This window comes from Streptomyces sp. 840.1 (assembly GCF_003751445.1).
In the GTDB taxonomy this organism is placed as follows: Bacteria; Actinomycetota; Actinomycetes; order Streptomycetales; family Streptomycetaceae; genus Streptomyces.
This window is the reverse complement of record NZ_RJUU01000001.1, coordinates 2065423-2092064: the sequence shown is the minus strand read 5'-3', so window position 1 is coordinate 2092064 and position 26642 is coordinate 2065423. Positions and strand designations below refer to the sequence as shown.

Here is a 26642-nt window from a genome sequence, read left to right as displayed (position 1 = left end):
AGGTACTCATGGCAACGGGCAAGTACGTGGCGAACCCCGGTGGTCTGCGACGGAGCGACGAGATGATGGAGTCGCTGCCGGAGCGGACGAAGAAGATCCGGGAGGACTTCATCCGCGACTCGCAGACCTACCGGGGCTGGGCCGGATACACGGATGACTTCGCCCACGGCGTGCTGCCCAAGTACGAGGCGAACAACACCTCGTGCCTGGAGCTGGTCACGGCCCTGGGCTCCGCGTTCGTAGGGCTCCGGGAAGCGGTCTGGGCCAACGGGCAGCACATCGAGGGTGTCCAGTCCTACGCGAAGGAACAGATCGGGCGCCAGATGTCCAGCCTCGACGGCCCCGACGGGGACTCCAGCGGGGGCGGCAAGCACTAAGTGGACGAGATCGACTTTCCACCTGACGTCAAGACGATGCTCTGGATCCTGCTCGGGGAGATGCCCCTGCAGGCCAGGGAGAATCTGGCGTGGGAAAGCCGTCATCTCTACCTGGCCCTGCAGAAGGGGCTGATGGACCTGCGCTCCGCCGCGCGGGAGACCATCCAGCTGGTCGAGGAGTCGTTGCCGCCGGAGGTGGCCCAGCCGTACATCGAGAGCGTGCGCATGCTCACCGATGAGCCCGGCGGCAACGATCCCGTCCAGAAACTGCTCTTCCAGCTGGACGAGCTCGCCAACGGGCAGGTCACCTACTCGCAGTCGATCCAGGGATCGAAGTGGGAGATCATCTCCGAGATCATCATGCTGCTCGCCGAACTGGCGCTGCTGGCAGCACTGATGGCGTTCACCGGCGGTGCGTCGGTGTCGCAGATGTTCCTGGCCAGGGCCCGCAGCAAGCTCGCCGTTCTGATGATCATCGACCGGCTGCTGCGGATGACGCACATCGCGCCGAGCCTGAGCGAGGCGATCGAGGAGGCCATCCAGACGCTGGCGGTCCGCCTCGCGCAGATCGGTCTGAACACCGGTGGCCGCAGGCCCGGCGGCATCGACTGGAAGGACGTCGGGGTCGCGGGCGCGTTCGGTGCGCTGACCGGCGCCTTCATGGGGATCTTCGACACGTTCCTGAAGCCGATCACGAACTACTTCAAGAACCTGCTGGACGACGTGTTCACCAAGTTCAACTTCAAGCCGGACGGGCTGCTGTTCAAGGGGCTGGTGAACGGTCCGCCGACCGTCGTCACCGTCTTCGTCGTCTCGGGCGCCGCCGAGAGCACGGCCGAGGTCATCATCAACGGCGCCTTCTACGACAACTGGAGCTTCAAGTGGGAGACCTTCGTCGGGTCGGGCACCAGTGGCCTGTTCGACGTGGGCGCGGGGCTTGCCATCGGCGGCGGGGCCGCGATCATCTTCAACAAGTACTTCAACAACAACAACCAGTTCACCGACCTCAACAACCCGCCCGCACCTGACAGCCCGCTCGGCGGCGGCGGTTCGGGGCCCTCCGGGACTCCCGGCTCCAATGTGCGGTCTTCGCCCGGCCCGGCCGTCCCCGCTCCGGCAACGGTGAACAACACTCCGCTCACCCCCGGTCCGGCGGTCCCCCTTCCCAACACGACCGTCTCGTCCGCGTTCCCGGGCGGGATAGGCAGCGGCATCAACACGGCGCCGCCGCCGGCGCCGTACAAGCCGCCGGCCGTGCTGAACCCGACGACCACCGGGGGCCCCGGCACCTCCGGGTCCGCCGGACCCGGCACGCGCTCGCCGGGCGGCACAGGGGCCACGGGCGGCATCGGCGGGTTCAACAGTCCGGACGTCCTGAACGGCGTGACCGGCGTGACCGGCACGAGCGGGTCACAGATTCCGTATCTGTCGCCGCCCTCCCCGTCCAGCTCTCCGTCGACGACCTCCCCCTTCACGCTCCCGGCCTCGTCCCAGCCCGACCTCTCATCGCTGCCGCCCGGGTCGACGTCCGGGTCGAACACCGGGCGCACGTCCGGGTCCCCGTACGGCACGGACACCGACCTCACGTCGCCCGACCTGAACACGGACCTGAGCCCGGACCTGTCGCCGGAGCAGAGGCCGGACCTGTCGCCCGACCTCGCGCCCGGTACGGCACCCGACGGGACTTCGGACGTTCCGGGTTCGCAGGGTGACCTCCAGCAGGGACTCACGACGCCGAAGGGCTCGCCCGCGCCGGAGGGCGCACCGGCGTCCTCCGGCGCGGACGTCGATGTCGATGGCGACGTGGACGCCGATGACGACGTCGATGCGGACGCCGACGCGGGGGCCGCCCCGCAGGTGACGCCCGTGGGCACGCCCCCCGGTTCGAGCGCGCCCGCGCCCGGGGCCTCGCAGGGCACGTCCGGTACGGGGAACCAGTCGCAGCGGTCGTCCGGTCCGGCGGACGAGAACGGTCAGCAGCGCGGAACGGACCTGACGGAGCAGGACGGCAGCACGGAGCAGGACGGCAGCACCGGGCAGGACGGCCGCACCGGGCAGGACGGCCGCACGGAGCAGGACGGCAGGACGGGCCTCGGCGACGGTCCCGGGCAGCCGGGCACACCACCGCAGAACGGCGCGGAACCGCTCTCCACCGATGCCGACGGGGACGCGGCCACCGTGCCCGGGAACTCCGTGCCGGAGCCGCTGCCCGCCGGGCCGGGCGGGTTCCGCACCTCCTCCGGCGATCCTTCGGCAGCCACCGGACCGGTCACGCCCCTGGCGACCACGCCGCCCCCGCCCGCGCCGGCCGCTCCGAACGCACAGACGGCCGCCGCCGCACAGTCGCCCGCCTCCGCGCAGCCGCCGTCGACCGGCCGGGCCGGTTCCGAAGCCGGGCCCGACGCCCGTCCCGGGCAGGGGCGCCCGGCCCGGGGTGTCCCGGACGCACCCGGTCCGATCGCGCCGCCGGCCCCGGTCCGGACGACCTCGGGCACGGACGTCCCGTTGGTGACCGGGCAGGACGAGGGGCGGCCGGAGACGGCGACGCCGCCGGCTCCCGAAGAGACCGGGACCGGGGCGGAGACCGAATCCGGGGCCGCTCAGGCGCAGGAGCCCGGCCCCAAGGGCAAGGGCGTGGACCGGGGCACGGACCTCGCCTCCGATCAGGCCCCGGACGGCATCGGCGACATCTTCCCGGTCGCCCTCGCCATCGACGAGGCGCGCCGGGACCACGACGACGCCCTCACCGCCTTCAACCGGGCCGCCCGGACCGCGGACCTGCTCGGCAGGCGGGTCGGCAGCGGCCGGGGCGGCAACGACGACGCCGGTAGGTTCTACGAAGCCCAGCTGGACGTCGAGCGGACCCAGCGGCGGCTCGACGCGGCCGTGGACCGGCTGCGCGACCTCGGCGCGGACGCCGCCGCCGACGCGGCGCTGGCCGCGATCGTGCCACGGGTCGGCCGTACGGACGCCGAACGGCGGCGCACCGCCGCCCTGATCACCGCCGACGACCTGACCGCAGGTGCGCCCAGGCTGCCGTCCGACGGCACCGTCACCACTGCGGAGCTGACCGCCGGCGGGGTGACGCTGGGCGAGGGCCCCGCACTCCAGGCCGCGCTGAACGGATCCGTGCAGGTCCAGGACAGCGGGCTGGACCCCGTCGGCCACGTCCGGGTGCTGATGAACCGGCCCGGCCCCTGGAGCGAGGCGCTCGACGCCGTCGCGGCCCGCGCCGCACGCCGTACCTGGCGCTCCGCCTACGAGGACTTCGCGCTCGCGACGTTCCGGGCGTCCGGAGTGCCGGCCGGCACGGACCCGGCCGACGCCTGGCGGCGGGCGGTGTCGCTGGTCCTGCCGCTGGAGCTGCACCCGGTGCTCGCCGACTCCCGCCACACGGACGCCGAACTGCGCGCTGCCGTGCGGCAGGTGGCCGAACACCTCGCCGTACACGGCACGGACGCCGTCTCGGGCGCCGACCTGGCGAGTCGGACACGGCGTGAGCTGGGGCTCACGCCGCGGCTGCCCGGCGGTGCGCCCGGGTTCTCCCCGGCGGCGCCGGACCACTCCCGGGCCGCCGCCGAGCTGGAGCGGCTGGCGCTGCTGGAGGATCCCCGTGGTGACTTCGACGCGGACGGCCTGGTCCGGCGCGTGCTGCACGTCCCGGCGGGTGTCCAGGTGTCCGCCGCCCTCCACGCCGAGCTGTTCGCGCTGGTGGAGAACGCGATGGCCGCCGGATGGTCCACCAGCGTCACGTCGTTGGGCGCCTACCACCTGGCGGCCGGGGGCGCCCTGGACCACGGGCGCCACATCGTGCTGGCGGACGGCTCGTACCAGGGGCTGAACCTGACGGGCCGGCCGGTGGGTGTGGTGAACACCTCGGAGGTGTGGCAGCGGCGCGACGGCCGGTTCCAGGGCCCCATCGAACCCTTGTGGGACACGGATTCGGGTGCGTACGTGGTCGCGGTGACGGGTGATCACGAACAGGTGCTGATCCCCTGGGGCCAGGGTGAGCTGTCGGTCCCGTGGGGCGAGTTCGTGGAGCTGGTGGCCCGTGATCCGGGGCTGGCCGGGCTTCCGCCGGGCGTTCCGGTGGTGCTGGTGCTGAACCACGGCGGCGACCAGGGGCTGGTCATGCCGAGGTCGTTGGCGTTCAGGACCGGCCGGAACGGGATCTGGGCGCACAGCGGCCAGGTGGGGCTGGTCCTCGACGCGGAGACCGGGTTCAGCAGGATCGTCGTCGAGAACCAGCGTGCGCGGAACGTGCCGCTGGGCGGCTGGTTCGGCAGTGACGCGGACGACCTCGGGCCGGACGGCATCGTGGACGAGGGCTTCGTGACCGCCCTGGACGGGACGGTGATCCCGGACCGTGCGGTCAAGTCGCGGACGATCGGCGACGAGGGCCGGTCGGTCGGCCGCGTCACGATGTCGGACGCCGACCTCGTGATCAACGAACCCGTCCTCGAAGCCCTCGACGAGATCTCCGGGTTCTCGCAGTTCGATCCGGTGACGTCACGGGAGATCGGCACCGCCGTGCCGCTCCTGGAGGACGGGCTGCCGGTCTACCACTTCTCGCAGCACGGCATGCCGATGCGCGGCGTCATGGAGGTGACGGACGGCCGTCCGCCCATCCAGGTGGACGGCGTGGAGACGGGCCGCTTCATCAGCCGCCGGCCGAGCATGCGCAAGCTCGGCCCCGGCGCGGTCATCGATCTGGGCTCGTGCTGGGCCGACGCACTGGCGGAGGACCTGCCGTACCTGACGGACGCGGCGACACCCCCGTACGTCTTCGATGTGCTGGGCATGACGTCGTACGCCCAGGGGGTGGCGAACGGCAGCACCGCCGGTGTGCTGGCGGTGGACCGTGTCCACGCGTACCAGCGGAGCGCCGCGGGCCCGAAGACGGGCGCGATGGCCGGGCCCTCGGGCGAGCAGGGGGCGCAGGTGCTGCTTCCCCCGGAGCCCCGGGGCGCCGACCTGGCGCGGACGGCGCGGTGGAGCGGACTGCACTCCGGGGCGGGGTCCGTGTCGCCGGAGGACGCGGACGCGACGACGCGGCTGGTGCGGGCGCTGCGCCGGTCGTTCGGCGGGCAGGTGGCGGCGGACCCGGAGTTCCGGACGCTGCTGCGGGGCGCGGGCGCGCTGGAGAACATGCGCCGGGCCGACCGGCACCTGCGGGTGGCGGGCCCGTTCACCCTGCACCATCTGCACCTCGTCGTGCACGCGCGCCATCAGCGCACCGGCAACGACGCACCCACGCCCGACGAGATCCGGGCCGTGCTCCACGACGCCGCGCGCAGGGCGGACGAGGCCGCAGCCGGGCAGCTGACGCTGCACGGGTACACGCAGTTGCCCTCGTTCGACTGGGCCCTGAGGCGGCTGGGCGGGCAGGACCTCTCCGCCCTCGCCGCCGACGTGCTGCGGCTGCCTCCCGGGCAGGCCGTGACGCAGGCGGACGTGAGCCGGCTGGTGTGGGGCACGGTCAAGGGCGCGGAGGCACTGCGCGGTGTCGCGGACCCGGTGGCGCACGCGAGGAAGGTGCTGCACCTGCCGGCGTCGGCCGAGCTGTCGGCGGACGAGGCCGGGGACCGGCTGCTGTGGCTGATGGCGGGCGCCGCCGTCACGGGGTTCGATCCCTCGGACCCGGCGGATCTGGCCGCGTGGGACCTCGTGCGCCAGGGAATGCTGGACGACAACACCCGGCTCATGACGCGCGGTGTGCCGATGGGCCGCAACTGGACCCGCCGGCCGGTCGACGGCGACATCTCCACCCAGGGCTACGTGGTCTCGCCGGACGGTTCGGTGCACAACGGCACGCCGTACGCACCGGGTTGGCCGGGCTCCCCGGCCGGCTCCCCGGCGGCCGCGTACGTGATCTACGCGGACAGCACGAACGGGCACGTGTCGATGCCGTTCCCCGACGGTTCGAACCGGTGGGTGCCGGGCAGCGAGATCGCCGCGCTGCTGCGCCACGACCGGGTGCACCGGCAGCTCGAGCTGTCCGTCCCGCTGCTCATGGTCGGCACCCACACCAACCCCGTCGGGCTGGCGCGGCACGTCGCCGGCCGGTCGGGCACGGCGCGGACGACGGCCCTCTCCGAGCTCCCGAGCGCCCCGGTACTCGACACGGCGCGCAACGAGAACGTCATCGTCCTGGCGGGCGACCCGGCGCAGCCGGCGGCGCACTGGCAGACCGGGCAGCCCGCCCTACTGCCCGGCACCTCCGACGAACAGGGCACCATCCACACCTTCGCCGGAGGGGACCGCCCGGCCGTGCCGGTGCCCGCTGTCGTCGCCGAGAGCTCGCGCACCGCCGGCACGGTCGTGCCCCCGCCTGCGGTGGCACCGCCGGCCGAGGCGAACGTAAACCGCGAACTGTCGCAGTACCTGCGCACGCACGGCACCCGGCACGACGGGCACATCGGCCTCGTCATCCACGAGCCGACCCCGGACCCCGTCCTGGACGGGCTGCACCGCCAGGTCATCCTGGCGCTCGGGGCCGACCCGGACAGCACGGCCGGGCAGGAGCTGCGGACCCGGCTGAGCGATGTCCTGAGCGCCGAGGAGATCGAGCTGAACCGGCCCTACCTGCGCAGCCGGCAGGGCCACCGGATCACCGTCCGGCACAACGGCCGCGACCGGTCGGTAGACGTACGGCTCGCCTACACCGGTGCCGTGCGGTCGGCGAAGTACGGGCAGAGCGGCGACCAGCTCCCGGCGACGCTGCCCGGCATGCAGGTCGAGTACCGGGCCTCGGGCGGGCAGATGTCCTCGGACGCGGAGGGCTCGGGCACCTTCCGTACCGGCTCGGTCCCCTGGACCGCGGTCCTGCCGACCGACGGAGCCGGCCCGCTGCGCTGGCTGGACGGCACCTTGAACGTGACCGCGACGCACAACCAGCTGGCCGAGTCCGTCACCGTCGGCGAGACGTTCCTCGTCCTGAACAAGCAGCAGGCCGAGGACCCGGCCCACCCGATCGACGTCGACGGGCAGTGGCAGGTCCAGGTGGACACGGACCGCGACGACGTGGCCGGCAACTGGCAGCCCGAGCAGTCGCACGGCGCCCTCACCATCTGGTTCCACGAGCACCTCGCGTTCGACGGCTCCGAGACCGGCGACCTGCCGGAGCCGGGGGACTTGGGCGATCTGCCGCTGTGGGGTGTCGACAGCGTCGCCGAACCGCGCCGGCTGCTGACCGAGATCCTGGCCGACGACGACTTCGCGGATCTGCGCGACCTGCCCGCGGACTCCGAGCGGGCGCTGGAGAACTTCCTGCACGAGCAGATGCTGCGCGGAACTCCGCAGCTCCAGATCGACGGCGGGGTGTCCTCCTCGACGTTGCTGGACAAGGACGGCAACGCGATCGGCATGCTCCAGCTCACCGCGCGGATCGAACCGGGTGAGGCCTTGCGCAAGAGTCCCGAGGGCAAGGCCCTGCTGGAGACATGGCTCACGCACACCTCCACCCTGGACCGGTCGGCGAAGCTCACCTCGGGCCTGGGGGCCGAGATCTCGGGCGGGCCGACGTTCACCACCGACCGCGGCGCCGGTCACCCCCGTGCCACGGAGTCGTTCGGCGGGAACTTCCTGGGCAGGGCCGGGGTCGCCTGGCAGGTGAACGAGGCGCTCAACACCGTCGAGAGCACGACGATGACGCACGGGCTGCGCTCCAAGAGCAGCCATGTGCTCACCTCGGGCCGCGTCACCTACGACGTGACGCTGCACCGGGCCGGCGGCGGGCGGGTCACCGGCACGTTCGGGCCGTGGGACGACGGCCTGCGGCTGCGGATCGCCCAGCGGACGACGATGCGCGGAACCGTGCCGTCGGCCGAGGAACTCCGTGAACCTCCCGAGCACCTGAAGAACCTGGAGAGCGTCGGATACGCCGAGACCCCCCTGAAGGTCGAGGGGGCGGATCAGATGTTCGCGCGGGCGGAGGCCTGGCTGCGGCAGGAAGGGTTCCTGCCGCCCACCGAACCCCGCAGCAGGACGAACCCGTTCCGGCTGGACGAGCCGCTGGTCCTGGCGCAGCTGGAGAACGTGCGGCGGCTGGCGCAGATGCGTTCACGGTTCGGCCTGGCCACGGCGCTGGCGGACGCGGTGGACGGCGGGCAGCCGGTGTGGTTCGAGCGGCCGAACACCCTCACGGGCACCCGGCGGGTGCAGCTGCGGTTCTCCGCCGCCGGGGACACCGCCCGCCCCTCGGTCCACGAGCGCAGGCTGCCCGAGGTCCACCACGTCGGACTCACGTCGCACGAGGCGACCGGCGGGCGGCAGCGCGGCACCGCGCTGAGCGGCTCCCTGGGCGGCGGCGGAGCGCTCGGCATCCCCGTGGCGGACGGCGCCTGGGCGATGAACCCGGGCCCGGAGTACCTGGGCACCAAGCAGCTCACGGACGCCTCGAACACCGGTGACTCGGTCGCGTACGACCAGTTCATCCTCACCAGCGCGAACGGCAGCGAACTCTTCCGCATACCGGCCAGGCTCGCCCTCGACGTGTACGAGGGCGCCAGTGACGACCCGCTCGTCCGGTTCGCCGACGACGCGGGCGCCGACGCGGAGGACGGCGCCGAGGACGCGGAGGGCATCGTGCTGCGGGTCCCGGGCGCCATCCCGCACACCGTGCCGGGCACCGTCACCGTGCTGGTCCCGAACTACCGCACCCGCGTCCCGGACGCGGCCCCCGTGCCCGCCACGCCCAGGGCGGGACACGTGATCCGGCAACCGGTCACCGACGGCGGGGCGACGGACGACTACCGCCGCCTGGACCGGGTCGACAACGAGGGAAACCCGCTGCCGGGGCTGACCAAGCTGCCGGTGGGCGCGCTCGTCGACACCTTCCGGGGCACCGCCGCCCTGACGGAGGCGCTGGGGCAGATCATCGCGGGGACCTACCCGGGCCGCCCCGAGCAGGGGGCGGTGGGGCGTGCGGTACGGCGTGCCTCCGCGCAGCTGAACGACCTCGCCACGGAGACCGCCAGGCGGGGATCGGCGGTCAAGGAGGCGCTGCCCGCGAGCCTGACCGGTGCCGTCAACCGGGTCGGCGCGGCCGTCGGCTGGGCCGCGACGCCGGTGACCTGGGCGGCGAGGACCTCCGCCGACGGGGCGGCGGCGAGCTACAAGTGGACGTCCGTCGCCGTGGCGGGAGCCTCGCTGAACGACCAGGGCACCCTGGCGACCGAGGCACGGCAGGGCGCGATCCGGCCGTCCCAGCTCATCGCCCGCGCCGCGCAGATCCTGGACGGCGTGCAGGTGGTGGAGGGCCTGACCCTGCCGGGCATGGCTGCGGACCGGACCATGACGCTGGAGATCAGGGGCTATCTGACCAACCCCCGGCCCCTCGGCTCCGGGTCGCTCTACTCCGAGCAGGACGTCAACTCCGGTGACACCGCAGGCCGGCAGCGCGCCGTCGGGCGCGTCCACCAGGGAAGCTTCCAGGTCACCGCGGTGCAGGCGCCGCCTCCGCCGCCCCAGCAACTGGTCCACCAGGCCAACCCGATCGGCCGCTACGCCCACTCCCGCCGGGCCGACGACACCAGCACGGTGAGTTCCACCACGAAGGTCACGCACGCCCTGGAGGAGACGGGCGACAAGCTGTGGATCGTCAACGACGTGACGCTGCTGGTGACGGTCAAGTGGGGCGTGCGCAACGTGGCCGGGAACGCCGTGGGCCTGGGCAGCTACGCCCCGGTGACCGTCGCGATCGACCTCGCCCGGGGCGTCACGTACCTGGCTCCCGCGCAGAGCGTGGCCCGCGCGGCGCAGTGGTTCCAGGGCATGGCGGGCATCCCGGCCCTGACACCGCCGGGGCCCGGCGTCCCCCTGCCCGCCCGCTTCGTCCGGAGCCGGCAGCTGGGCAAGGCGGGCGTGCTCTCCGTGACCCAGCTCGACGACACGACGAACCGCAGGGAGCGGCGCGACCGGCTGGGCCGGGAGCTGACCGTGCTGGTGGAGAGCGAGGCGACGGGCTCCCTCCAGCCGGGACACGCCGCCCACCTGCCCGGTGTGGAGAGCGAGATCGCCCGCCGCACCGGCCCCGTGGGGCTGCGCGCCCTGCCCGGACGCGGCCCCGGCGGCCGCTCGCGCCTCCACTTCCTGCACAGCGCGTTCGGCGGGGTGCGGCTGGTCGAGGTGACCCTGCGCGCCGAGCCGATCCTCCAGACGCCCGCCCTGCGCGCCGTACGCGGCCGGCCGGCCGGAGAGGGCGGCGGCCTGGAGCAGGTCGACACGCACACCCCGCAGGCGAGGGCCACGGCCTCCGGCGTCACCAGGTCACGTCAGCTCGCGGTCAACGTCATCTCCCGCTACCCGAGGCCCGGCACCACCGGGCGCACCGACCGCGAGGGCCCGGCCCTCGCGCTGACCAGCGTCAGGGCCCGCACCGCCCGGAACGACACGGCGACGGAGGACCGGTTCTGGACGCGTACGGCACTCGGCGCCGACTTCGAGCTCGACTACCGGGTCACCGGGACGGTCCGCTCCCAGCTCATCTGGGAGTGGCCGGCCAACATCCCCGGCGGCATCTTCCAGGGCGGGCTCCTGAACCTGTCCGGCCTCGAAGGGGATGCGGTCCAGCAGGTGCGCACCTGGATCACCCGGCTGCTGAACGGCCGGCCGGAGCGCTCGATCACGGTCCCGGTCGCGACCGAAGTGCGCTTCGTCGCCTCCGAGGCCACGGCGCCGCGTGAGCACGCCGGGCCCCGGCCCCCGGCCCTGCTCACGCGCCACCCGCTGGGGCTGTCGGCGGCCGACGCCGCCGCTCTGGGCACACTGCCGTTCGCGGGCGACGCGCGCCTGCTGCCGACCGGGCCGACGCCGGTGCACGAGGCCAACGCCGTACCGCAGCTGATGCAGGCGCTGCTCCAGGTCGCCCCGCACACGGCCGCGTCCTGGGGCCTGCCCGCGAACGCCTCGGCGGAGGCCGTCGCCGTCCGCCTGGGCGAGCTGATCCAGTCCGGGGAGGTCAGCCTCGACCCGGCGCGCACGGCGGCCGGCCTGACCACCACGATGCCCGGCAGCTGGCCGCTGCAGGCGCCCGGCACCGCGCCGTCCCTGCAGATCGCCCTGTACAACCCGCGCTCGGCATCGGAATCGGGCGACGGCGCCGTCGACCGGGTCCGCAGGCAGGTCCGCACCTCCGCGACGACCTCGTCGGCCGGCAGCTCCTTCGCCCTGAACCTGAACCACCAGAGCAACTTCGGCCTGCCGAAGGGCAACTCCCAGCTGGTCGGTCTGACCTTCCCGCTGCTGGCGCAGCAGCCCCACACCAACACCTCCGGCGGTAACGCCACCGTCTCCCGGTTCACCAGCGTGCGGACCGGCACCGCCGCCGCCCCTGCCGACGGGCGCGGCACGCCCGCCCACGAGACGCTGGTCGACACTGTCATCACGGTGACCGGTCCCGAGGGCACCCGGTACGTCACCGGCAGCCTCACCGTGCGGCTGTGGGAACGCGACGTGCTGGGCTTCGGTGTCACCCGGCCGAGGCCGGGCCCCCGGATCTACGACGTGCCCGCGATGCTCGCCGACCAGGACGCGGACGACCTGCGGGACTGGGCGCGGCACCCGGTCACGGACCTGCCCGGGGTGCTGGCGAGCGGCATCGACGAGCAGGACACGACGGCGGAGCTGTGGCTCGCGCTCGGACCCGACCCGGACGGCACCCGCCTGGCCCGCGCCCTGTTCACCGGCTCCCGCACGGCCGCGCTGGCCGGCCGGCCGGTCGAACTGGTCGTCCGTACCGACCAGGGGCTGCGGCACTGGCCGTTCGCCGCCGACGGCTCCCTCGCCGATGCGACCGACGCCACCCGGGGCGCCTGGGAGGGGATACGGGACGACGTCGGCAACTACCTCCGCGCGGTGCGGGCCGAGGCGACGGCACGGCACCGGGAAGGCGTGGCGGCACGGCGGCAGCCCGGCGCTCTGCGGGCCCTGGAGTCCGCCGGCCGTGCCGTGGACACCGCCACCACCGCGCACCGGGCTGCCGACCTGGCCCGCGCCGACGCCGTCCGGACCGCCGAGGCCGCCCGCGCGGAGCTCGACGGCGTCCGGAACCGGATCACCGACGCGCGGACGGAGATCGCGCGGCTGGAGCAGACCGGGCGCGACGCGCAGACCGGGCAGGACACCGCCGCCGGGGAGGAACGGCGGCTGCAGGAGCAGTGGCGGCAGGCGCTGGCCGAGGTGGAGCGCCTCGAAGAGCTCGACGAGACCTCCCCGGTGACCGGCCCGGCCGCCGCCGAACGGGAGAGCGCCCTGGACGCGGCCGAGGAGCGCGCCGACGCCATCCGGGAGCAGGGGATCGCCGCCCGGGACCAGCGCCTGCGGTACGCCGGCGCGGTCACCGCCGCCCGCGAGGCGGCCGCCGAGGCCCAGGAGGCCCTCGCCGCGGCCCGCGAGGAGGAGGGCCGCCTCGTTCAGGAGCTCGCCGGCGCCGACGCGGACGTGACCCGGGCGGCGCGTGCGCTGCTGCGGGCGGACGCTGCCCTGCGGCGCGCGACCACGACCCGCGAAGCGATCCGGGCCCAGATCCGGTCCATCGAGCGGGACCTGACCGAGGCCCGGCAGGACCTGAGCGAGCAGGCGCGCCGTCACACCGAGGCGTGGGGGCGGCTGCCCGGCCTCGTGGGCACCCTGGAGACCGGCCGCCGCGCGGAGGGCAGCGGCACCGGGCCGTCGTTGCTCAGCTCCATGTCCTCGGCGCCCGCCCGGCCGACCCGCTCCGGCCGGTTCGGCGGGCAGCCCCTGCCCGCGCCGCCGGCGCGGGAGCGGGCGGCGGCCGCCACCGCCGCGCCCGCCGCGGCGCCGCCGTCCGGGACGACGGTGCGGCCCTCGCTGCCGGCGGCGGAACTGGCGGCACTGGCCGGCCTCCTGCCCACGATGGCCGGGCCGGAGCGGACCGCCCGGCTGCTGCCGCTGTCACAGCGGGACCGCGAGACCCTGGCCGCCGACCGGGAGCTGGTGGCGGCCCTGCGCCGGGGCCTGCCCGCCGACGAGTTCGCGCGCACGGCCGCGCTGCTGATGGTGGATGTCCCGGCCGGTGCCGAGCTGAACGTCTCGGCGGGGATCGAGGCGCGGGCACAGGTGGCGCGGATGCTGCGCTCGCCCGCCGCGGCGGAGCGGATGCTGAACGAGGGCGCGCGGATGATCGTCGTCCCGAAGGACGCGGCCATGACCTCGCTGGAGGCGTTCCGCACCCTCCAGGGCGAGTCGACCGAGGACTCGCGCCCCTTCGACACCGAACGCGGCGTCCAGGTCGGCCTGCGTGTCGCGGCCGCCGAGGAGAACCTGCTGGGGGGCACCACGAGCGTGCCGGGGGCGGGCCTGCACCACGACGGCTACTCCGCGACGACGCACGAGTTCGCGCACGCCGTCCACCGCTACGGGCTGACCGGCAGCCAGCGGCGGCTGATCACCGAGGCGTTCCGCGAGAAGACCCGGAAGGGCAGTTTCACGGACTGGCCCGACGGGTCCCTGTACGACGAATCCGGCACGCACCGCAACTACTCCTCCCGTGACGAGTTCGAGTACTTCGCCCAGCTCACCAACGTCTACCTCTCGACGAACGCCGGGACGGACCCGTACACCGGCCTGCCGCGCAACAACGGGGCCAAGTGGGTCCGCAAGCACGAGCCGAAGCTGCTGCCGCTGCTGCGGGAGCTGTACGGCCCCGACCCGAGGGGCTTCCACCCCTGGCAGTCCAACCCCCGGCAGGAGGAGGACGTCTGGGCGGGCTTCCGGGCGATGTGGGACCCGGCCGGGGACGCGCTCGTGCCGCAGCCCCACGGCCCTGCCCCGGCGCCCGGACACCCGGTCGGGCCCGCCGCCGCGACGGCGAGCGCCGAGGCGCGGGAGCGTGCCCGCGCGGCCCTGACGGCTCCCCTCACGCCCCTTCCGGTGCTCAGCCGTGCGGAGCTGACGCGGAAGGTGCGCGAGGTGGCGGGCCGGGAGCCGGCGGGGCGCATGTCCGTCGAGCGGTGCCTGACGCTGCTGGCGGACCTGCGGGACAGCCTGTATCCGCGGGGTGTGCGTCCGGCCGTCACGCTGGACGGCTCGGCGATCCGCCCCGGCCCGCCGTCCTCGCTGGTGGCCGGGCCCGGGTGGCGCGGGGTGGAGTCGTGGGGCGCGGTGGCGGACGCGGTCCGCGCGGCCGGGCCGGGCGCCGTGGGGCTCGTCCTGGCGCGGAGTCAGAGCGACGCGCCGGGGCACGCGTGGGCGGCGTACCACCTCGGCGGGCGGGACGGTGTGGTGTGGGTGGACGTGTCGGCCCGTGCCGACCGCCAGGTGTCGGCGTTCCCGCCCAGGGTCGTGCCGTCCGACGGGCAGGCGCTGGTGATCGACCCCGCCGGGAAGGCGGTGGAGCACGCGCTGCCGGTGTTCGCGCAGTCGTCGTCGACGGCGGCCGCGCTGCTGGACCCGGCACCCGGGCGCGTCTACGGAGCCATCGGCCTGGAGGTCGAGAAGCGTCAGGTCTTCCTCATCAGCGGGGGCGGCGACCTTCCCGCCAAGCTGGTGCTGGCCACTGCCCCCGGCTTCAAGATCGTTACCGATCACGGCGGGTTCTGGCGGACCGCCGACGGGCGGCTGCACCTCATGTACCCCGCGCTGCCGCCGGGAGCGCCGAAGCCCACTCAGAGCTCCTATCTCATCGGCGAGATGGTCATCGATCCGATGGCGGTGCTGCCGGGCGAGCGGAGGCAGTCCCAGGAGAGTGCGCTGGCGAAGCTGGGGAGGATGGAGCGGGCGCTGGACGCCAGGGACGAGCCCGGCGCGCCCGAGCGGGTCCCCCTGGCCCAGCTCTTCCCCGCGGGCGACGGCTGGACCACCACCGACCTGGGTGACAGCATCCTGGTCGGCCGGACCCCGGTCAGGACGAGCCTCTCCTACGTCCAGCCCACCACGGGACTGCCCGCCCTGGGCCTGAGCGTGCTCCAGGACCAGGCGGCGGACCGGCTGCCGCCGGGGCCCTTCGGGTCGGTGGACGGGTCGAGCCGGGAATTCGGGATGAAGGCCCTCTCGGAGGTCCTGCGTGACTTCACCGGCCGCGACGACGTGCCCGACGTGGCCGTTCCCTTCCTCGCGGTCATCCCGGACGTCGACGACATGTGGGGCTACCTGCGGTTCGGCTTCGCCCACACCGTGGCCAGGCCGACCGGCGTCATCCTCAACCGGGGCCCGTCCCCGTTCATGGTCAAGAACGCCCTGGCGGTGGCGTCCCGGCCCTCGCTGGACCGTGTCCTGCGGGCTCTGCGGCCGCGCAGCCGGCGCCTCCTCGACCAGCACCACGACGCCATCAGCGCAGGTGTCGCCGCGACGCTCGCGAGACTCCTGGAGCTCTACCGGAAGGCCGTCACACCGGGGGAGCCGTTCTTCCCGGGGTTCTTCGACGCCACCATCGGCGACGTGCCCTCCCCCCGCGAGCACCTGACCTCCGTGCTGACGGGACGCACCTCCGAGGGCAGGACCGTCACGCAGAAGCAGATGGTCGACATGGACGACGACCAGTACCCGACCCTGGACACCGACGACGGCAGGCTGGCGATCCCGCTGGTCCTCACGGAACTGCGGCACTTCGGCTACGACGGTGCGCTGATGACGTCCGAGGACATCAGGCGGGCCGTCGCCGAGCTGTCGCAGCTCAGCCGGGAGGCCTATCGGCGGGCGCAGAAGTACGCGGCCCCGCTGCCCGAGGACGTCCTGCGCGAGTCCATCGGGCGGATCGTGGAGAACCCGGTGGTCCGGGGGCTGGCGGCCTTCGTGCAGATGGCCCTGCTGGCCGGTCTGCCCCGGGCCGGCGGCGGAGCCAACAGGCTGATGTCGGTGGAGGACAGCCAGCGGACCGCCCGCGCGCTGGGCGCCTACGCCCTGGGCACCCCGCTGCCCGCCGACGACCCCGTGCACCGGGCGCTCCGGGCGGCCGTCGACCAGGCGTCCGACGCCATCGACGGCCTTCCCGCGCAGCATCAGCCCAGGCTCCGGGCGCTCGTCGACGGGGCGCGGGGCGCCCTCGGCATCCTGGCCGATCCCGGGCGGACGCCGCCGGTCCTGGAGTGGAAGGCGGAGATCGTCGCGCTCGACGGGTCCCGGGTCCTGCTGGAGCGGGTGCTGACGGTCACCCACCGGGACGCGGACGGGCGGTCGGTGGGGCTGTCCTCGCGTCCGGTGCAGGACTGGCAGGACGCTCACCGGCACGCCTACGGGGCGATGCCGGAGGCGGGCGGGTTCACGCTGGTGCGGCGGGGGCCGGTGCCGCTGGAGAGCCCGCTGCAGCCGTTGCCGTTCGGCAGGGCGCGGCTGGTGGGCCTTCGCGGCGATGCCCGGGGCGCGGTGCTGGCGCTGTCGGACGGCAGCGACGCGGCCTTCGACTACGCGCGGATCGTGGACCTCCTGTTCGCCGTGGACGGCGATCTGACGGCGGCGCTGCCCGAGACGGCCGTGGTGGTGGCGGGGGCCGATCTGGCGGGTCCGCCGGTGGCCGATCCGCTGGAGGCCCCGCTCCCTGGCCAGGTGCTCTCCGACGGCTTCGACCGCTGGGTGTGGGGGACGGGGAGCGGGCGCGAGCCGGTCCTCGTCCCGGGTGAGGGAGGTGCGCCGGCGCGGTGGCAGCTGGCGGAGGGGGACTGGTGGGTCGGCTTCCGGAGCGAGCCGTCGACCGCGGAGCTGGCCCGGCTGGCGGAGCGGGTGACCGGCGACCGCGGGCGCGCTCCGGCCGTACTCCGCTGGGTGCGGGCGATCCGGCTGGTCTACGGTCCGCTGCTGGAGGACGACCGTGCGGCGTTCGAGGCGCTGCTGGGCGGGTTCTGGGCGCTGGACCGGGTACGGGCGGCCAACGGCTCGGCGTCCCTGCTGACCTGGAGCGCTCTGCGCTCGGCGGCCGGCGCGTACTTCGCCGACCGGGGGCAGCCGATGCCTCCGTTGCCGGTGGCTCTGCAGTTCCTGCTGGTCGAGGCGGCGGGTTCGGTGGGCGCCGATCTGGAGCTGTCCGGACTCCGGCTCACTCCTCGGTACCAGAGCGTGCGGGCCTGGGACGGGGCAACCGCGAACGCTGTCGGCGGGGCGGCGCCGGACGCGGAGATGTCCCTCTTCGGGCCGCCGCCGGGACCCACGACGCAGACGCCCGCGGTGACCCCCGCCGCGCCCCCGGCCGTGACCGGAGGCTTCACGGGGCCGAATGACGACATGCTCTCGGCGCGCACCATGATCGCCGGACCTGCCGCGTTCTCCGGGGCCGCCGCGTCCGCCGCGTCCGCCGGTCCTTCGCGGGGCCGCAGCTGGAAGAAGGCGTCCGTGAGCCGGGTCCTGCCGGAGGTACGGGTCATCGAGACCCGGGCCGGCGTGGTCCCCAAGCAGGTTTCGAGTGAGGCGGCGCCGTGGCCGCAGGACGCGTACGTGGTGTCGGCGGACGGCGAGAGCGGGCGCGTGCGCCTGCCGGACGGCCGGGTGCTGGACGCCGAGGGGCTGGCCGACGCGCTCGAGGCCGATCCCGAGCTGAGCAAGCTGGCGAAGGACGTGCCGGTGGTGCTGGCCGTGCCGTTCGCGGGGGCGCAGTACCAGCGGACGCTGCGGACGGTGGCCGACCGGCTGGGGCGCAGGGTGTGGGGCCCCAGCGGTGACGGGCGCCTGATCGCCGACAGTTCCGGGGACGCGCACGTCGTGGTGATGGTCGACCGCGATCCGGACGCGCCGGTCGGCCTGTGGATCTCGGTCGACCCGTCCACGAACACGTCGTACGAGGACCGTCAGTGGACCGCGATGGACGGGACGGTGTTCCGCGACAGCGAGGTGGACACGCGGCCGCTGGCGGACGACAGCCACCAGCGGTACGGCCGGCTGGCGGTCGCGCAGGGGGACGCGCTGCGGGCCCGGGAGGAGCGCTTCCGGATCTTCCGGAAGATGCGCCGCCTCGTGCATCGCACATCCGCCGACACCGGTTACCAGGACACCGGTACGGAGCCGGTGTCGATGGCTTCGGCGGTGTACCTCTTCGCCGCGCACGGCTATCCGGGCCGGATGCGGCTTCCGCTCCTCGACGGCCGGACGGTGGTGCTGGAGAAGCGGGACGCCGCCGCGTACATCACGGGCCTGCGCGAGGTGCGGGAGCTGCCGCCGGGGCACCGGATGCACCTGGAGATCTGCTGGAGCGCGTCGGACGGCGACCCGAGGCAGCATCAGCGCTCGTACACGCCCGCGCCGCATATCGACGATCCGCTGGAGGACGTCTCGCTCATCGGGCACGTCGCGAATCTGAGCCGGATGGAGACGGAGGGCAGCACCAGGCAGACCGGCATGGACAACACCATGCGGGTGGCTCTGGAGGCCGCCGACGGTGAGCGCGGCCGCCGGGTCGTCGCCCGTCCCGAGCCGCTGGATCACGAGCTGGACCAGTTGGCGCGCGAGGCGGGACTGCACCGCGGCCCGGGTGAGGCGTCCTTGGAGGTCCGGGCCACGACGCTGCGGCTGGTACGGGCGCTGCGGGAGGTGTTCGGCAATCAGATCGAGGATCACCGCGGCGTGGTGGGGGGCCGCTACGAGCGGGTGCTGAAGGGGATCGGCGCGCTGGAGCGGATGCGGGCGAACGATCCGGCGATCAGCGGGCTCACGCCGTTCCGCCTGGACATGTGGGCCTTCTTCGTCCAGGAGCACAGCGGGAAGGCTCCGGCTCCGGCCGGGTACGTGGCGTTGCTCGACTTCGCCGCGGCCCGGATCGCCGCCGATCCGGACGCGCAGCTGACGCAGGAGATACCCGCGCCGGTGCTCGAGCTCACCCTCAAGCACATGGGTGAGAACGGCATGGACAAGATGCGGTACGTGCAGTCGCTCGCGCCCGGCGTGCCGTTCACTCCGAGGCATGCGGCCTCCACGCTCTGGGCCATGGCCCGTGTGGCCCAGATCTTCCGGTCGATGCCGCCCGCCGACCGGGAGACGATGGGCCGCAAGGTTCTCCATCTGGGTGTGAACGCCGTGTGGGACCGGGCCGGGCAGGAGACCCTGTGGAAGCTGATGGCCAAGGCGATCGCGGAGGGCGCGGACGCCTCCGACCACGATCTGCTGGCCGCGCGTCATCTGCAGGAGAACGGCGCCTTCGGCCCGGCGGCTCTGCTGCGGCAGGGGCCGAACGTCCAGGGTGTGAACTGGTCGGGTACGCCGGCGCCCGCCGGGGTCGACTGGGCCCGGGTGCGGCGGATCGCGCACGGGCCCAACGGGACGGTCACACAGCCGGTCCAGCCGGTCTGGACGGGTCCCGGCCGGCCCATGCCGCTGCTGAACGTGGTCGAGGTGGACTGGGCCGGTTCCATCGTGCTGCACCTGCCGGGCCGCGCCCCCGTCGAGGTCTCGGAGGGCGAGTTCCTGGCGCTGATGGAGATGGACCCGGCGTTGCGCACGGTCCCGCTGAACCTCCCGGTGCTGTTCCTGACCACCGGCCCCGGGGCGCTGCCCGAAGGGATGCTGCAGCGGTTCTCCCAGCGCACCGGACGTCCGGCCTTCGGCTACGACGCGCCGATGATGCTGAACGCGCCCGATGCCGCCACCCCTCTCGTGATCCTCGCCCTCCTCGACCCGGCGACCAAGAACCCGGGCCAGTGGACCGGGACCGTCCGGCAGTTCGCCGCCCCCGGCGCCACCACCGACGCCGCACTCACCCTCTTCGGCACCGCGGCAGCCACCTCCGCCCCGCAGGAGGCGGAGCCGCTCCCGGGCCCCGGGGGCGCTGCCCCGGACCCGTCCCGCCCGTCCTGGCCGGCGCCGCAGGCCCGGCGGGAGTCCGGCGTCGGTACGTACCACTTCGCTCCCGGAACCGTCCCGGACGGCGCCGTCCGCACGGGCACCGGCCCCGGTGAGCGGGACGGGCGGTCCGGCATCGGCTATCCGTCCCCCGCCCGGATCAACGCCGCCCCGGTGTCCCCGGCCGGACCGCAGAACGCCCCGCAGAGCGCCCCGGACAACGCCCCGGAGGCGGACCCCGGGACCGCCTCCGACACCGGTCCCGGCTGGGCGGTGCGGTCCTGGCGGCCCGCCGGATCGCCGGGCGCGGTGCGGTTCGCGCGCATGTACCGGGACCGTGAGTGGCGACGGCTCGGGGTGGCCCTGGAGCTCGCGTTCGCCGGGCACCTGAGCCGGACCGCCGGGCTCACCGAGTCCGTCCGCGACGCGGTGCGCCGCATGTACGGGGAGCTCGCCGAGCGCCACGGCGAGGCCGCGGCCCGGCGGGCGTTCTTCGCCCCGGACGCGGTCGCCGGGGACCCGGCCGCCGGCCTGGAGCGGCTGCTCGCGCTGCCCCCGGGGCCGCTCGCCGTCGACGAACTGATGAGCGCGCTCACGTACGCGTCGTACGCGGGTCCGGGGCTGCCGCGCGAGGTGGCCGAAGCCCTGTCCCGGCCGGCCGGCGGGCGCGCGCGGTTCGCGCCGGGCAGCCCGTACCGGGCGGTGCACGACAGCCGGGGCCTGCGCCGGGTGGGCGGTGACCGGGGGCCCGCGCTGAGGCTGTTGCGGACCTACGCCGCGCTCGGCGCCTCGCCCGCACAGCTGCTCGCGTTCCGCGACGCGGTCATCGCCTGGGCGGTCCCGGCCGATCTGCAGTCGCTGCCGGAGATCCTGAGCGCCTCCCACCGGCTGGGCCTGGGAACCGATGAGGAACGCGACGTCGCGCTGCGCGACGGCGCCGGCCTCCACAACTGGGCGGCGGACACCGCGGCGACGACCGACGCGCCCCTTGCCGACCCGGACGCCCCGCCCGCCGGGCCGCTCGAACCACCGCATCGCGCCCTGTATGCCGAGCGGATGAAGTTCGGCCAGGACATCACACCCAGCAGGCTCGCCCTCCCCGGCGGCCTCGTGGCCCTGACCAAAGCCGCGCTCGCCGGGGACCCGCTCCCCGACACCGACCGGGGCCGGGCGCTCGGGACCTGGCTGAACCGTTACGGCGACGAGGGCAGGAAGGCCCTGGAGCGGCTGCACCCCGCCCATCTGACGGCCGTACACCTCTACAGCGGCGCCGACTACCGGCAGATGAAGGCGTTCCTCAACGGCGAGCGGTTCGGCCCTGGCATGGGGCGCCGGCTGGTGCGCCTCAACACCTGGACGATGACCCGGAAGATGGCGGAGGTCGGCGCCCCCGACCTGCTGCCGATGACGCTCCGCAAGCAGCCCGACTTCACCGCCCTGTTCGACGCGATGTGGGAGGTGGACGACCTCCAGGACCCGACGCCCGAGGTGGCCGGCCTGCGGCGGCGCCTGGACGCGATGGCCGACGCGCTGTACGCGGACCTTCCGCTGCACGTCGACATGGCGATCGAGGCCCTGGAGATCCTGCCCCCGCTGAACCAGGACGTCTGGTGGGGCGACCGGGGGATGCCGGGTGCGCTGGGCGAGCCGCCCGCGGACGGGCCGGTGTACGGCAGGAACGGGATGACGATGCCGTTCTTCCGCAGCACGGCGCTGGTCCGCGACCAAGCGCTCGGCTTCATGCACCGGAGCAAGGGCATTCCCGGGGACGCCCACCGGGGGCTGGTGCACGTGGCGGGTTCGACGGCGCGGGAGGTCAGCCCGTTCGTGGTCCGGCCGAAGGAGACGGAGGCCCTGTACCCGCCGGGGGCCTCCTTCGGCGTCTCCACCCGGACGGTCGTTCCGGGCGGCTCGCAGACCAAGCCCTACGAGTCCGTGGAAGCGACGGAGGTGACCACACGTCACCGGATGCCCGGCGCCGGCCGGCGGATCGCGGAAGCCGGACCGGTGGACGAGCTGTTCGGCATCGGCCCCTCGGCCGGCGCCGCCGAGTCGGGGGAGCTGCCCGCGCCGGTGCTGCGGTCCATCCACGGGCAGGACGGCGAACTCATCGGCGTGGCCTCGTTCGACGACGCGGACTGGGCGGTGCGCCAGGAGCAGTACGCCCGGCTCGGCGGTGCGAGGGGCTTCGTGTCGTGGAAGCGCGACGGCGAGGACCGGCCGGTCGCGGCCGAGCGGGCGCTGCCGGGCGGCGGCACGGCCGAGGGCACGTTCTTCTTCGCGTCGCACGGTGGCCCCGACGGGCTCGCCCTGGTCACCGAGGACGGCGGGGTACGGCGGGACGACGGTACGTACGCGGGGCGGCTGCTGCGGTCGGCGCGAGAGAGTGGCGCCCGCAGTGTGACGGTGCTCGCGTGCGGCCCCGGCGACGTGCCGAGGAGCGAGGCCGAGGCCCGTGCGCGGGCCCGGCGGATGGCGGACGGGTCCGGGCTGCCGGTCCACATGCCGGTGGGCCGCTCGGCGGTGTCCGACGGGCTGCCGCACCTGCTGGAGGACGCCGAGGGGGAAGCAACGGCATGGGTGACCGAGTACCCCGGCGGCCGGCAGGGCCCCCGGACACCGGCCCCGGACGCGGGAACCGGCAATCGCGCCGCGTTCGCCCGTCCGGCGCGGGACCACTTCAACGCCACGGGCGGTACGCCGGACACCGTCCCGGAGCAGTCCGCCGAAGCGCCCTGGGCGGTGTCGTCCTGGCAGCCGGCCGGGGCCCCGGAGACCGCCCGGTTCACCGGCCTGTACCGGGAGCGCGAGTGGCGGCAGGCCGCCGTCGACTGGGAGGACTCCCTCGCCGAGGCGCTGAGCGAGGCGCCCGAACTCGCCGAGGCGGTCGGGGACGTGGTGCGCGAGCTGTACGCGGCGCTCGCCGAGCGGCACGGGGAGGAGGCCGCACAGCACGCCTTCTTCGCGCCGGACCAGGCGCCCCAGGACCCGGTCGCCGAGCTGGAGCAGCTGCTCGGCACGCCTGCGGGCCCGGAGGCGCTGGACGGCCTGATGCGGGTCCTCCTGCGCGCCGCGTACGCCGGCCGGGAGCTGCCGCGCCAGGTCGAGGAGGCCCTGGCCGGGACCGGCGGCGGCTTCGGCCGGTTCGCCGGGGACAGCGCCTACCGCGCCGTGCACGACAGCCGCGGCTTCCGCCGGGTGGGCGGCGAGCGCGGCCCCGCGCTGCGCCTGCTGCGGATGGCCGCCGCCCTCGAACTGCCGCCCGCCGTACTGCCGGCGTTCCGCGCCGCCCTGGCCGCCTGGATGATCCCGGGCGACCTGCAGTCGCTGCATGAGGTGCTGCGCGCCTCCCACCTGATCGGCATGGGCGCCGCGGACGAACGCGCCGCCGCCGCCCGGGACGGCGCCTCGCTGCACACCTGGGCGGTGGGCCACTTCCTGGGGAGCGGGCTGCTGCCGGCCGACCCCGACAGCGGCGCGCTCGACGGCCTGGCCCCGCCGCACCAGGTCATGTACCAGCAGCGGATGTCGTTCCCGTCCGAGGTCACCGGGACGATGGACGTGCCCGACGCGCTGGTCGCGATGGCCGACTCCGCGCTCGACGGCGCACTCCCGCCCCGGCCCACCGGCAGGCTCCTGGCCATGTCCGCGTGGCTGGACCGGCACGGCGAGCGCGGCGCCGAGGCGCTGCGCCGGCTCACCCCGGCCCATATGACGGCCCTGTACCTCTACAGCTCGTACGACTACCGGCTGATGAAGGCGCTGCTCAACGGCGAGCGGCTCGGCCAGGGCGTCAGCCGTCATCTGGTGCGCTTCCACACCTGGCGCTACATCCTGGATTCGGCGCGCGAGGAGGAGCTGGACATGCCGCCGCTCACCCTGGTGAGCCGGCCGGAGTTCACCGAGCTGTACGACGCGCTGAGCGACCTGCCCGATCTCGATGCGCCGAGCCCGGAGCTGGCCCGGCTGCGGCGCCGCGTCGACATGATGGCGGACCGGCTGCACGGTGAGCTGAAGCTGCACATCGACATGGCCATCGAGGCGCTGGACATCCTGCCGCCCGTCGGACGGACCGCCTGGTGGGGCGAGCGCGGGGCGCCCGGCCCCGTGGACGCGCCGGATGTGAGCGGCCCCATGTACGGCGAAGAGACGATCGACGTGGCGTTCTTCCGCAGCGCCTCCCTCGTGGTCGGGGAGGCGGTCGAGTTCGCACTCGGCGACAAGTCCGTTCCCTCGGGTTCGCACCGCAAGCTGATCGAGATCAGGGACTCGACCGCGCGCGACGGCGTGCCCTTCTTCAAGCACCTGTCGGAGGGGGAGGCGCTGTATCCGCCGGGCATGCGGTTCGACGTCGTCAGCCGGCGGCTCGTCCACACCGAGAAGCGGCCCCCGATGCTGAGCGAGCTGGTGGAGGAGGCGACCCCGGTGCCGGACAGCCTCGCCGCGCTGCCGCAGGACGTCCCGCTCCCCTTCACTCCCGCCGAGTTCGCGGACCCGGCCGAGGGCCTGTTCGACCTCGGAACCGGGCAGCTGTCCGCCGACGGTACGACGACAGCGCGGACGGCCCCCGCGCAGGAGCCCGCGCCCGGCTACCGGCGTACCGGACCGGACTCCGCCGAGTTCGGCGGCACCGTGTTCGCGCTCCACGAGTCGCCCGGAGAGGGCGACCGGACCGTGGACACCGTGCTGTTCGCCCTCCGGTACGTGGCCACCGACGCGCTGCGCTCGGGGGGCCTCGAGACCGCCGGGGACTTCCGCGACTGGCTGGACCGCACCCTCACCGCCGACGACGTGTCCGAGGTGACGGTGCCACCGCTCGACGGGGGCCGGAGCCTTCCGCTGGGGCTCCTCGACAGGATCGGCGTCGCGCTCGCGACCGACCAGCGTGCGGAGGCGATGCTGCTGGGCGACCGGTTCCCGGCCGCACGGATCTCACCGGACCCCGTCCAGCGTCTCCGGGCGCTGCTCAGCGACCCCTCCTACGGGGGCGAGGGCGTGGACGTGCCGATGGGGCCGCTCGTGGCGGCGGCGGCCCGCGGGCTCGGCGTCGCGGTGGCCGTGGCGGGCCCGGACGGCACGACGACGCTCCACGGCGAACCCGACGCGAGCACACCGGCCGCCCTCCTGGTCCGGGACGGGGACCGCCTGCTCGCCGGACTGCCGGACGGGCCGGGCGCCCCCGCCACCGGGAGCGAGGCGCGGGCCCGCCGGGTGGCGGACGCCCTGTCCGGCGCGCCGCTCGCGGTGCGGGACCTGCTGACGGCCCGTCCGGCCCCGGAGTGGGTCATGGCCCGCGTCCGCTACGCGCGGGAGGCGCAGCGTTTCGAGCAGCGCCTCGGCCGGTATCTCGGCGGTCACGAGGCGGCGAACGCCCAGCTCGGCGTGATGGTGCGCGAGCTGTGGGAGCGGGCCGAGGCGGTGGGCCGCTGGTCGGAGCTGGGCTCGGACGACCCCACCGTGGACGGGGCGGTGGGCACCGGCCGGGAACGGCTCCTGGCGGTGGTCGAGTCGGGCAACCTGCGGGAGCGGATGGGGATGCTGTGGATCGGCGCCCAGTCGCCGGACGGGCACGGCGGACTGATCTCGGACCTGCTGGGCAGCCCCGACCCGAACCCCGAGGTGATCACCGCCGAATACCGGTCGTCGAGGCCGCAGTCGGAGGCGATGACGGCCTATACGGCGCTCAGCGGGCAGCCGGCCCTGACCCCCGGCGAGCGGACGCTGATGGACGAGGCCGGGCGGACGCTGCGCACGGCGGTGCGTCCCGAGGACCTCTCGCCGCCGCTGAGTGAGGCCGAGCGGGATCTGATGGGGCAGGAGTCCGTCCCGTGGATCCCGGGGATGAACCGTTTCCACATCGCGATGAGCACCCCCGTGCAGTCCGACGCCGAAGCGGACGGCAGCCTGGTCCTGGCCGGCACCTCGGGATCGGCCCACCGGCTGATGTCGCAGGCCGCGAAGATGCGTGAGGCATGGGGCCTGGACGTCGATCTGGGCCTGGTGCGGCTCGGGGTGATGGCCGAGATGCTGCAGGCGGAGCACCACTCGCTGGACGAGATCATGCGCGGCTCCCAGCTCGTCCTGGACCGGTTGCGGCGGAGCGGCAGCGCGGAGGCGGCCGAGCTCGACTACACCGACAACTGGGGCCGTTACTGGCGCATCGCCCCGCTGACCGAGGCGGAGCTGCGCGAACACGTCGCCACGGACGGCCGGTTCCCCGACGAACACGCGCTGGGCACGACCGGCGGTCCGGCCGGCACGGCGCCGGACCTCCCGGGCGGCCCGGAGGCGCTGGATCTGCCGGGCGACCCGGCCGTGATCGCGTGGCTGGCGGCCCATCAGAACCTCCTGGCGGACGTCCTCCGCATCCTGGAGGCGCTGAGCCCGGACATCCTGTCGGGACCCGGCGACGGGGTCCTGACCGACGACCGGCTGGAGCAGCTGATCGACGCCTGGCTCCGCGCGCGGGGCCTGGACACGTCCGGCTCCCTGGCCGGAAAGCTCCGCCGCATACTGGACGACCGCGCATAACTTCCCAGCGAGGAG

2 protein-coding genes are annotated in these 26642 nt (G+C 74.5%); both read left to right on the top strand.

Features of this window, described 5'->3' with window-relative positions:
• Positions 1 to 8 precede the first annotated feature (8 nt).
• Positions 9 to 377 (top strand): hypothetical protein, encoded by a 369-nt coding sequence (locus EDD93_RS09610; protein WP_123524747.1) that lies wholly within the window; start codon positions 9 to 11, stop codon positions 375 to 377.
• Positions 378 to 26627 carry a lonely Cys domain-containing protein gene (locus tag EDD93_RS09605; protein ID WP_123524746.1) on the top strand — a complete coding sequence of 8750 codons (26250 nt, stop codon included), beginning with the start codon at positions 378 to 380 and terminating at the stop codon, positions 26625 to 26627.
• Positions 26628 to 26642 lie beyond the last annotated feature (15 nt).

What these genes read in the sequence shown, in the direction of transcription:
- EDD93_RS09610 (WP_123524747.1), top strand. Translation starts at nt 9, where the DNA reads ATGGCAACGGGCAAGTACGTGGCGAACCCCGGTGGTCTGCGACGGAGC.